Annotated in this window: 8 protein-coding genes and 1 CRISPR repeat array; of the genes, 2 read left to right on the forward strand and 6 right to left on the reverse strand. The window is 41.6% G+C overall.

Annotated elements, in window-relative coordinates; all coding sequences use genetic code 11:
- Positions 1-33: 33 nt before the first annotated feature.
- Positions 34-618, forward strand: a complete 585-nt coding sequence (locus QL919_RS06890; RefSeq protein WP_290188823.1) for a hypothetical protein — start codon at positions 34-36, stop codon at positions 616-618.
- Between the two features lie 39 nt (positions 619-657).
- On the opposite strand, the gene QL919_RS06895 is transcribed toward QL919_RS06890, so the two are convergent.
- The 6 genes from QL919_RS06895 to QL919_RS06920 all read right to left on the reverse strand — a co-directional run bounded on the left by QL919_RS06895 (position 658) and on the right by QL919_RS06920 (position 8,991).
- Positions 658-2,787: a TIGR03986 family CRISPR-associated RAMP protein gene (locus QL919_RS06895; protein ID WP_290188824.1), complete on the reverse strand. Its 2,130-nt coding sequence runs from the start codon at positions 2,785-2,787 to the stop codon at positions 658-660.
- Between the two features lie 131 nt (positions 2,788-2,918).
- On the reverse strand, positions 2,919-3,428 hold the full coding sequence (locus QL919_RS06900; RefSeq protein ID WP_290188825.1) for a hypothetical protein: 510 nt from the start codon (positions 3,426-3,428) through the stop codon (positions 2,919-2,921).
- Complete coding sequence (locus QL919_RS06905; RefSeq protein ID WP_290188826.1) at positions 3,428-4,870, reverse strand: RAMP superfamily CRISPR-associated protein; 1,443 nt, start codon at positions 4,868-4,870, stop codon at positions 3,428-3,430. The genes QL919_RS06900 and QL919_RS06905 overlap by 1 nt, the downstream gene beginning before the upstream one ends.
- On the reverse strand, positions 4,870-6,528 hold the full coding sequence (locus QL919_RS06910) for a type III-B CRISPR module-associated Cmr3 family protein (protein ID WP_290188827.1): 1,659 nt from the start codon (positions 6,526-6,528) through the stop codon (positions 4,870-4,872). Before QL919_RS06910 ends, QL919_RS06905 begins: the two co-directional genes overlap by 1 nt.
- A gap of 4 nt (positions 6,529-6,532) precedes the next feature.
- Entirely contained in the window at positions 6,533-7,210 is a 678-nt protein-coding gene (locus QL919_RS06915) for an RAMP superfamily CRISPR-associated protein (protein WP_290188828.1), read from the reverse strand.
- A gap of 2 nt (positions 7,211-7,212) precedes the next feature.
- Positions 7,213-8,991, reverse strand: coding sequence for a hypothetical protein (locus tag QL919_RS06920; RefSeq protein WP_290188829.1), 1,779 nt, complete (start codon positions 8,989-8,991; stop codon positions 7,213-7,215).
- 519 nt (positions 8,992-9,510) lie between these two features.
- Positions 9,511-9,823: direct repeats of the CRISPR family, unit length 37 nt; unit sequence GTCTGAAACGCTCCCTGATTCGTAAGGGATTAAGACT.
- 258 nt (positions 9,824-10,081) lie between these two features.
- Between QL919_RS06920 and QL919_RS06925 the strand changes: the two genes are divergently transcribed.
- A complete protein-coding gene (locus QL919_RS06925; protein ID WP_290188830.1) occupies positions 10,082-10,477 on the forward strand; it encodes a hypothetical protein in 396 nt (131 codons plus the stop codon).
- Positions 10,478-10,528: the final 51 nt, after the last annotated feature.

Below are 10,528 nucleotides of genomic sequence, written 5' to 3' on the forward strand. Positions count from 1 at the left end.
GATGTATGTTGGTTTTTGACTAAGGAGAAGCATATGTATTGGGTTGTTGGTGTCGCTGCCGCAGTTGGTGTTATTGCATGGTTAAGTGGTGAAGAGCAGACAGCCTGTGCAAACTACCACTCGTCTAGTCGCAGGCTCTCTACAGAGACTTCTCAGCGCCAGCAGCAAATAGCTGAGCGACGCGCCAATTATGCAAAGAATCAAGACTTCTATGAGCATATTGAGCTGCACCATGCTTCTCATTTGACGGCTGACGCCCTATACAAAGAACTTGAAAGCCATAAAAAAATTGTCGCTATGTTTAGGGAGAAACAACAGTCGTTTGGTCAATGCATTGGCGAGCTTAAGAAACAACGCGATGCTGCAAAGGGTATACGAAAACAAGCCATCAGAGAACAACTTTTGCAAATGCGAGAGCAGTTTAATGAAGCTAAAGAATATCTTGTCATGCTAGCAGAAGAAAAAGAGCGTAAGTTGATTCAGATTCGCCAAATAAATCAGTCGACACGTGAGTACAAGCTATATATTCGAGACTATTGCGGTCAAAAAGGCCGCGACTGGTATGAGCGTGGTATCGAGCGCGTAAGGTTGCGCTCGGCTATTAAAGGCGTGACGTGATGACCGCTTTTTTGTGTCTCAGATTATTTAATTAATCAGTCAGCTCCATTTATTAATTTGCTTAACCACTTTATCCAGTTGTTTTTTTGTACCCACTATTTCAGAAAGCTCACTCGATAGCGTTTGCAGCTTAGTCTTTTGCTCATCGGTAAAGGTGTTTTTATACGTCGTAAACGATTCTTTTAGAATTTTATGAGCATCCTCTTTCATAGTATTGGTCAGCTCTTGCTTTGCTTTGGCAATGAAGTCCTCAATCTCATATAACGCCATTTCTTCTTCTGTCGCGCTTTGTTTTGCCTGCTCGCGTACTTTAGCCTTAGCTAGTTCTACTAGTTGTACCTTTGCATCCTCTATACTTTTATCAATATTAGACTGATACTCAACCGCCTTGATTTGCTTTGGATCATGAATTTCGACGGGTACATAACGATGAAAATTATTAGCGAAGTCATCTAAATACTGTTGTTTTTTGAGGTCTGCATATTCTTTGGGAGTTGATAAATACTGATAGCTGTCAATATCATGGCTAGGTGTTGCATACTCATGCAGGGCCTTTATGACATCACAGTCTTCCCATTTAGTAATTGTAGCTATATCATTGGCTTCAAACACTTTGTTCATATAATTACGAAACTCAATACGGCATCCTGCTAGCCATGCAGTCTCGTCCTCTATATCTTTACTATCATTACGCATTAAATGGCTATCAACCACTGATAGCTTCACTTGTCCTAGACCGAATGGCTTGCCCATACCTAGCGTGTGATAGCATTTATCACTCTCTCCAAAGTCTAAAGACCATAATAATGCGCCAAGCTCGACAGGGCGTATATTGTGCAGTCTAATTTTAAATTGAAACTGACTGTCATTGGCTAATGTCTCTAGCTTAACTTGTACTTTTTTATTTTGTAATACCTTGGACTCTAACCTTGGATAGTCTTCACAGGCTTTAGCTTGGTATCTTTTCCATCCTGCAATTTTTGCATGATTTTGCATTAATTGATTAAAGCCATTGCCTTTACCATCTTGATAGATATAAGCAGGATAGTAGGTTGGTTTGGGCGCACTCAAAACCACCTCAGGGCTAAACTGTAATAATGGCTGATTACCCTGCCACATACCAAATCCTATTTGCACCCTACCTCTTAAACTTGATGCCCCTTCTTGCTCATCTAAGTACCCAAACAACAAGTCAGCCATGCCAGCCTTATGACTATCATTGATATGCTGCGCATTGGTATGTCCTACTGCATCATGAATGCTGTTCTTATAAGGCAATTTATACATCATCGCTAGCCCTAAAGAGCGCACCGATTTACCATCAGTATGATAAAAAACAGGTACACCATGTTTTAGTGTATTGATGTTATTTTGCCAAAACTGCCATTCCTTGGTGTCTTGATGGATTTGGCGAAAGCCACTCATTACCGTACTACTCACCTCTACAGCACCTTCTTGAGTATTAAAAAATACAAATTCGTATTTTTTAGCACCTTTGCTTTTATCAAATGCAGCGCCTGGCTGTCCTGTCATGACTAATACACCAGAATTACCTTGAGTATGACTAATATCAGTCAGTTGCTTGCCGTTTTTTTCTTCCGTCTGTTCAAACTTAATGTCCGGACAAACTCCTATTTTGTAGTATCTATCCATAACCGTTTGACTGTCTACCCAGTCTTTATAAGAAATATTAAAAGTATCAATAATCTGTTGTTGATGTACTCGAGCATAAGAACACGGGTAAATAACCCAGCCTTTTTTCTCATCAAATTTGAGCCACCCGGATTTAGGACTTTTTATATTATCCATATAAAAGTTTCTTGAGTCCGTTAAATCACGAACTCCTAGTTTTTGATCTTCAATCTGACGCATGGGCGAAAAACTAGCAATTTCCAGTACGTTTTTGAGCATACCTTTTAATGAGCTACCAGGTATTGATGGTTTGCCATCTGGTGTTCTATAAAAATGTATTTTTCCAGCCTCATATTCCGATGAGGAAGACTGCTGACCACCCACACATAGCGGTGTCTGATTTTTAAGTGCTATGGTGATCTCACCACAGATACCATCTTTAAATGGTTTATCATGACTGACTTTATTCGCCCAACTTGGGTAAACAATTAAATTCGATAGCGGTACAAATCTATATGGGGCAGTTACTTCTGGCATTTGATTTTCCTTTTTGTACAGTTACTAAGCAATCATTTGCTCGTTTTTATTGTTAGCGTTTTTGTGCCATGGCAATTGATATAAACCGTCACAACACCTAACATGCCAAATATCAGATCAATATGACGACACTATGAATCAAAGCCGACAAAAAAAGCCATATCAGCGACAGCGGCAGTGTCTTTATAAATCCAAAGCTTTTGATAAATCAGATTACGTGTATTTTTGACGCCGACTTCTTTATGTATCACACGCTCCGCTAAGCTATTAGCTGGTTTTGTATCGGTAAAATCCAAAACGCATTGTTGCAACATCCATTTATTGTTACCGATATACTCAAGCACATAGCTTGTTTGAGTATCCGCTTGTGCATCACCTTCTACCCATTCACCATTGAGTAGTGGACTGCTCACTACGATAGTCTCATTATCAAGCGTCTTTACCTCACCCGTTGCTTGCACCCAGCCTGATACGTTGTTTATTTCTTGAACCTTCACGGCTAGCTGATCTTTATCAAGCGTTTGATGACTGGTACTACTGTGCACCGCTCTAAACTTATTCATATCTATTTTTAAGCTGCTATTTTGGCTTAGCGTGGCGATATCGTCTAATAATTCAGACAACCAATTTTGAGTCGTCATTACACCGCTCCTCTTGTCTCAATCCATGTCTGGTTATCTGACCATTGAATACCTTTATTATCTTTATCTAAAAACACACCTAACCCACGTGAAGCTGATGCACCAAGAGGCAGCCAACCATTTGCTAAGTCTGTCAATGATTTGTGTAGCGCCAATTTAATATCTGGATCTGTAACTTTGTCAGGGTTTACCACATCAAGTTTTATTTTGATGCTGGTGTGCCAAAGGACATTTTCGCTAAACAACGCCCCATTTATTACGCCACCTGTGAATTTATCTATCTTGTTGTGCATCAGTACTTGCTGCTTTTGTGTTTCTAAATAGATATCTTGAAATGCCAATATCCCCGCTCTCGACTCGTTGTCTTTAGCATACCCAAACAATGCAGTTATCGCTGGGCTTTCATCTGACTCATAAGCTGAGTCATCATCTACAAAGCGAGAGGTCAAACAGTTATAATGATAAGCAACACGATGACGAATGGCACCTTTAATTGCGCTGGCAGGCAATAGATATTGCTGCTCTCCTATCTCACCTACTTGTGTACCATTAGGCTTTTTTGTCCAGTATATTTTAGCTTCGTGCATGGGTAGCATGTCAGGCTCTCTATCGTCATTGTATGACGAGGCATTAGCCAAATAACGCTCACCCCCACCCAATCGCCAAGCAGACTCAGCGCTAAGCTCAAGCGAAGCTGATAGCTGTATTGGTGTCTCGTTGCCGTCCAGCTCAGGTTGAGTGTTGAGAGGTTCCATGTACTTATAATCCATTCGCGTACGCCCACGATTACTATAAGCGCTTTGGCCTTCATCGGTGGTCAAATCCCATACCGATTGGTGTAACGCTACCGCTTCAAACAGTCCATAGCCGTTTTTTGTGCCACGTCCGATGCGTATATTTCGCTCAACAAACAGCTTGAGTAAGCGACTCCATTGCTTGTTAGACTCATCAGAGCCATCACCCCAATAGCTGATGCTAAAGCTATAGCGAGTGCCAGCGGGTACTAAGGTAACATCAAACTTGCCGGAATCCACACTTGAACCACGGTCATTTAAGCGAACGCGTTGACGCACAATCAGCTTGGCATCACTAAGCTCAGTATATAAAGGGTCATCTAACTGAGCTGAGGTTAGCAATCCTTCTTGCGCTTGGTTTAAGCTATTATGCGCTAGACCCCAAGTGACGTTTAACCAAGAGGTCTGACCATCTTGACCATTTGCATAACCAAACAATGCTTGTGTAGCAGACTCACCATACTGACGCTGATATTCATGGCGTAATACACCAGCCAAGCTAGACCCTGATAAGGTAGGTAGTCCATTAGCGTCGCGCATAACCAAGCTATCATGAACGGTATCACCATGCCCTGTATGAATGGCGTGAGCACTCTTTGCTTCTAATGTCACTTTTAGTAAGTGGAATATTGGACGAGAACTGATCATTACGCTTGCTCCTCACGTTGTTTTGCCATTGCTTGCATCTCATTTGCTGTCGGTCTAATACCGATACAGTAATCATCCCACGCGTCTGATAACCCTAATATAGCCAGCTCAGCAACAATATAAGCAAAATAACTTTTGGTCTTGTGTGTGGCCAACTCATCTTGCATAAACTGACCAAGGCTTGCGTGAGTACTAGGCGCATACTTAATCTCCCAGCCAGCACTTTTATACGATGACCCACTTTGTCTGTTATCGCGGTCTTGTTCCGTACCGATTTTCAGCATTGCATTTTTATTGACTGATAAGTTTTGCCATAACTGGTTAACATCGCTACGATGATGATTGGCTAGCTCCTTCAATCGACCAAACTGGGTTCTTGAGGGGGGCGTAGGCTCTAATGGCATGCCTCTAACCAATCCTTGGAAGCGTCTGGCTTGAGTAATTTTGGTGCACAGCTTTTCAAAGATATCAGCAGCGATCTGGCGTGGCTTAGTACCCACTTCAGCCGTTTGTTGTTTTCTTAAAAGTGTTGATACTAGCGTACTGTTTTTTGGTTGGGCAGCTGACGTTGCATGCGCAATGTTTGCCGTATTATCCTGAGTGTACCAAGAGGGATGCGTACTTGATAAGATTTCAGGATTGATCCATACCTGACCTAAGCCGCATTCTGTTTGTATGCCAATACCTCTTAATAGATTTTGATACAACGTATCAAAATCAACAAAGTCTGATGGTAACTGATATCTCAATACACTACCACGGCTGATGACTTGACATTCTTTGTCATAATGACGGCGATAGGCGTTATACATACTGTATCGACGAGTACGCAAAAAGCTTGCTTCTGTTATCCATGTGGTACCCTCTGGCATTCCAAGTACTTGCGGCTCTGGTATTAGGGTCGGTTGTCCATTATTTTGTAGTTGCATGTCGCTTGTTAGCCATAAGGTCAATAGCTGTTGCGACTGAATCGTCGCTTGACTGGTTTGTACCGAATCTTGTTGCTCGATATCTACAGCGCCAAACTGCGCCGATCGGGAGCGACCTAAATGCGCTTTACCCACTATAGCTGACAGTTTATCAATCAGTTCATTAGGAACATCATCATCTATATCAATACTAAAGCTAAAAACCTGACCTGCTGATAGCGCTTCATAACCAAACAACTGCGCATCTCTTGCTCTATTTTGTTCGGGGTCAATGGCTGTTTTGAGTGTATGCTCTTTATCTGGACTGATACGCATACCATCCATAGTGATATAAAAGTTACGTAGCTGTACGGGCTGTTTTTCTCTGATAGATTCTTTTAAAGTCGCGTCGGTCATTACTTTTGAGATGTCAAAGATCTTATCGGCAAACAGCGCTTGTCCGTCAGCATACTTTTCAGCCTTGAAACTATGCAAACACATAGGAACAGGATAAGCAATTTGTGCGTTGCCTTTTAGCATGGGCAGCGCATCGTTAAACCTAATTTTTCCACTATGAAAAACTAAAAAAGCTTCATCTGCTGACAGTTTCTTATACAAGCGACTTGCCAGCAAACCGAGTAATGTAGACCCTTTGATATAATCTAAGCTTTGATGAGCGCCAACAGATGCAGATTGTTCACTGATTATCACAGGTTGACGAAGCGTAAGGAGATATTGATTGGTTTTCATAAGGTTAGTCCTTTAACTCTTGAACAAATGAGAGCACTACTTCTCCTAAACCGCGACTTCTATGCGCGCCTATAGCATCTATTAGCGGTAATGCTTTTTCTATGATCTGCCAAGGATTAGGATTACTAGCCAGCATTGCTTGTTGTTGTTGCAACAGCGTGTCATCAAGTGCTGTAAGCCTTAACTGTAGGTCAGTGTATAGTGACATAGGCAATGCAACTTCTATACCGCGCAAACTCATATCTTCAGCAGTGCCACTATCGTGCTCTATTTTGGTATTATATAGTGGCTGATACAGGTACTGACGTAATGATGCTTGTTCAGCATCTCGTAGATAGTCGTATTCTGATTTTGCAAGCTCAGCGTTACCTACAAAGATCATACCTGAAGAGGTTTCAAACCGACCCTCGCTTTGAGAGGCACTACCAAATAACAAGTCTTCAAAGCTCGTAGCCTCACCATCACAGTTCGCTAAGCCAATGTCTTTATACCATCCCCACGCCTCTGCGCGTCTTACCGCATGACGCAGCAAACCTTTTAATTGTTTTCCTGAAACAAAGGGTAGTCCATAATTGTCTTTTAGGCATTCCTCATCGAGATAGTAGCCCCGCCCTTTGCCACTACCCACGTGCCAATAGCCCTGAAAATCCAAATGAATTATTTTTTCTAATGCATTCTGCATATTTATACTCCCTCATCGTCTTTAGGGTTTTGATCGCTACTTTGGTAGGTGGTTCTTTCTTCTGCTATAGTCATTAAGGTCAATAAATCCGCTATAACGCTTTGATATTCGAGCTTATGAGCTATGTCAGTGCTGCTGGGTTTAACTTTACTAAAGGGTAAATCGCTTTCGAGCTCACCGATGACTTGTGCAAGCTTTTGTAGAAACACATTGATTTGTTTGACTTCTCGTTGTTCAGCTCTAGAAACGTTTTTTAGTTGCTCATCAGAGCGCTTAGAATATTGGACCCAGCGCTTAAAGACATGCTGTGCTTGATCTATATTGAGATACATTAATGTTGCAATCTCTCTGAGTGCCCGCGGATTGATTGCAGAGTTAACCAATAAGTCGTTGATTTCTTCTAACTGATTTAAGCTTGCTACTTGCGCACCTTCTTCTGGCTGCTGTATATCATCCACCATATAAGCAGCTGCAGATAAGTGATACACTTCATGATCGGTCGTAACTGTCATGCTATTTTCGACCATCATGTCCACCTCTTCTATCAGACTGTCGCCAATCTTATAGAAGGCTAAGCTCGATGGAATAATGGACGCATCACTATCTGCAACCGACTGCTTGTGATTGCGCGAGAACATTTTTGCTTGCTTACACAATCCTTCAGCCACCTCGTAGGCTTGATAAAATGGCTGTGAGGACTTCATATAGACGATGCCTGCACAAGCGGTCAAATAAGCAGGCAGCTTGTTTGCTGATGTTGTCAGTCCATTGTCTATAAACTTCTGTTTGAGCTGTGCCAGTTCAGCTTGACTAGTCTGTTTAAAGGCTTGTAAAAATGCACGGGTGAATTCGATAGCGATATCAGCTCTTACAATGACAGACAAATCATCACCTCCCAATACCAATGGACGGGCAGGAATTACATTATCATCTGTAATATTGGACACTAGCGTGTCATTTGCGGCTTGATTAGTTGCCTCAATCGTCGCTTTGGTGATGCCTTCTGAAAAAGTGCGATATAGATCAATATATACCTCATCACTGGCATCTTGACACGCTTCATTGAGCAAGCGCAGTATCTCACCCAAACCATTACCGTCTGCATGAATCAACCCCACCAATTTGCGACGGCCTAAAGGGAACTTTTTTGATGCTTTGGCATCTGACTCAAAGTTGTTAGGAAAATGTACTTTTTGATTATTAATGTCGTGTTCTGCACGCTCAGAAAAACCGTATAAAAATCTTTCGGTTAGTGATTGGCTCTTAGCAGGCCTCTGAAAGCTGCGTAATATTGAGGTACTCAAATCAAGCGATTCAGTTCCGCGTTTGCCATGTACCTCTCGTCTGACGACCGCTTGTCCCGTTCTTGGGCTTCTTTCTGTGATGGGACTTGCATTGGGTAGCGCTACACTAATGATGTTGCGCTGCTGGGCAAGTTGCTTGATGCCGTTATTAATAGCTTCTTTAGCAGAGCTTGCTTGACTGACCACATCGACCTGCTCAACAGACGGCAGCCACTGTGACATGAGTAAACGCCAAGTACTTTGAAACCTTTTTGCATCTGCTAACTCATCAAAGACCAAATAAAAAACGCCACCTGCTTTACGTGGTGACGTCACTTTATCCATCAATTTTAAACTGCTTAAAGCCTCATCTAATAGACCATTATCTGCACAGATATAATCAATTAGCTCACTGCCCTCAAGCATATCTTTGAGCTTACCCGTAGCAAATAAAAACCGCTGAATACCTCTGGTTTCAAAAAGATAAGCGTTTTTCATATCACATCCTTATATTCGATAAGTAAACTATATTCTAAGCCAAGTCAAAACCTAGCAGAAACATCTTCAGCTACGCTTACTTTTGTTTACCATATTATTTTGGCTGTCAGCATAGCAGAAATAAATCATCTATATAGCTAAAATAACGCAAAACTGGTCAATTAATTATTGTCACAAGCTTGTCATATTTTGGCTTCACTATATTAGTATCGTAAGAGTCTTTATTAACCTCATATCACTATGGCACAGTGATTGACTCGTTATTGCAAAAACCATATATTTGTTTTACTATAACAGCGTCGCTTTTTATTAAGCGGCCCCTAATTATCAGGGCGTTTCAGACATAATCTGACGAAGATTATAGTGGTTATTTAACGTTTCAGATGTAGAATTGGTTATTATTTATGCAATTTCTACCTAAAAATTGGTCAAAAAAACACCAACTTTTAAGAAGACTTTTGTCGGTTAATTTATTGGTTGTAAGTTGTTGATTTTATTGATAATAAAAATCGTTGTGCAGTCTGAAACGCTCCCTGATTCGTAAGGGATTAAGACGGCTATTGTTCTCGGTCATATCGATCTCCTGGTGTCTGAAACGCTCCCTGATTCGTAAGGGATTAAGACTCAGAGAGAAGAGTAATCTCTACAGTATTACTACGTCTGAAACGCTCCCTGATTCGTAAGGGATTAAGACTACTAAAACTTGTGGTAAATGGAAGAATGTGAAGTCTGAAACGCTCCCTGATTCGTAAGGGATTAAGACTGGTAATTCTCCTAATGAATGAATATGAATTGGTCTGAAACGCTCCCTGATTCGTAAGGGATTAAGACTTCCATAAGACTTCCTTTTAGGATAAAGGTCTCCCAGACCTTTATTGTTTCCTAGCTCATAGCTTCGCAAGTAACAATCCTTTAAATAGGATTGTTTGAAGACAGACCGCTCTATTTTAAAAAGCTGATAAACAGAAAACCACCTTTCGAGGTGGTTTTTTGCGTTTAATGAATAGATTGTCGCAAGCTTGTGATTTTACTAGCACTAGTATCTTCTCCTCCATAATTGGCTCATCAACCGCCTACTGGAGAGAGACCGATGATCGCATATAACCAAGCACAAGAAGCCGTACAGAGCGTCGCACAACACGTTGCTCATGCTGCCGATCAGCTACAACTCCATGGCTTTGATCGCTATTATAATGCGATGGTCGGTGCTTATGTGTCAGGTATATATAAGAGGCTGCCATACTCAACCTTTGCGCATCTAACCAACCGCGCGCAGACACCACTGACCTCTGTAGAGCAAGCAGTGATGTATACAACCTTATATGGCAAAAGCCATTTTGACCGCTTCAACAGTGTTATAGCTCAGATAATGGGTAAAAACAAACGCACAGAGGCAGTCACTAGAACGATTGAACCGCCCCGGGATTGTCGGAGACTCAATTTTCTGAGAGAATACGACAATGAAAACACGAAACTATACCCCTGAAATGCAAGAGCGAGCCGTCCGTATGCTAATTGAAGCTAAAGACGACTACCC

It is taken from the genome of Psychrobacter sp. APC 3426, assembly GCF_030408035.1.
Classification (GTDB): domain Bacteria; phylum Pseudomonadota; class Gammaproteobacteria; order Pseudomonadales; family Moraxellaceae; genus Psychrobacter.

What these genes read in the sequence shown, in the direction of transcription:
- QL919_RS06890 (WP_290188823.1), top strand. Translation starts at nt 34, where the DNA reads ATGTATTGGGTTGTTGGTGTCGCTGCCGCAGTTGGTGTTATTGCATGG.
- QL919_RS06895 (WP_290188824.1), bottom strand. Translation starts at nt 2,787, where the DNA reads ATGCCAGAAGTAACTGCCCCATATAGATTTGTACCGCTATCGAATTTA.
- QL919_RS06900 (WP_290188825.1), bottom strand. Translation starts at nt 3,428, where the DNA reads ATGACGACTCAAAATTGGTTGTCTGAATTATTAGACGATATCGCCACG.
- QL919_RS06905 (WP_290188826.1), bottom strand. Translation starts at nt 4,870, where the DNA reads ATGATCAGTTCTCGTCCAATATTCCACTTACTAAAAGTGACATTAGAA.
- QL919_RS06910 (WP_290188827.1), bottom strand. Translation starts at nt 6,528, where the DNA reads ATGAAAACCAATCAATATCTCCTTACGCTTCGTCAACCTGTGATAATC.
- QL919_RS06915 (WP_290188828.1), bottom strand. Translation starts at nt 7,210, where the DNA reads ATGCAGAATGCATTAGAAAAAATAATTCATTTGGATTTTCAGGGCTAT.
- QL919_RS06920 (WP_290188829.1), bottom strand. Translation starts at nt 8,991, where the DNA reads ATGAAAAACGCTTATCTTTTTGAAACCAGAGGTATTCAGCGGTTTTTA.
- QL919_RS06925 (WP_290188830.1), top strand. Translation starts at nt 10,082, where the DNA reads ATGATCGCATATAACCAAGCACAAGAAGCCGTACAGAGCGTCGCACAA.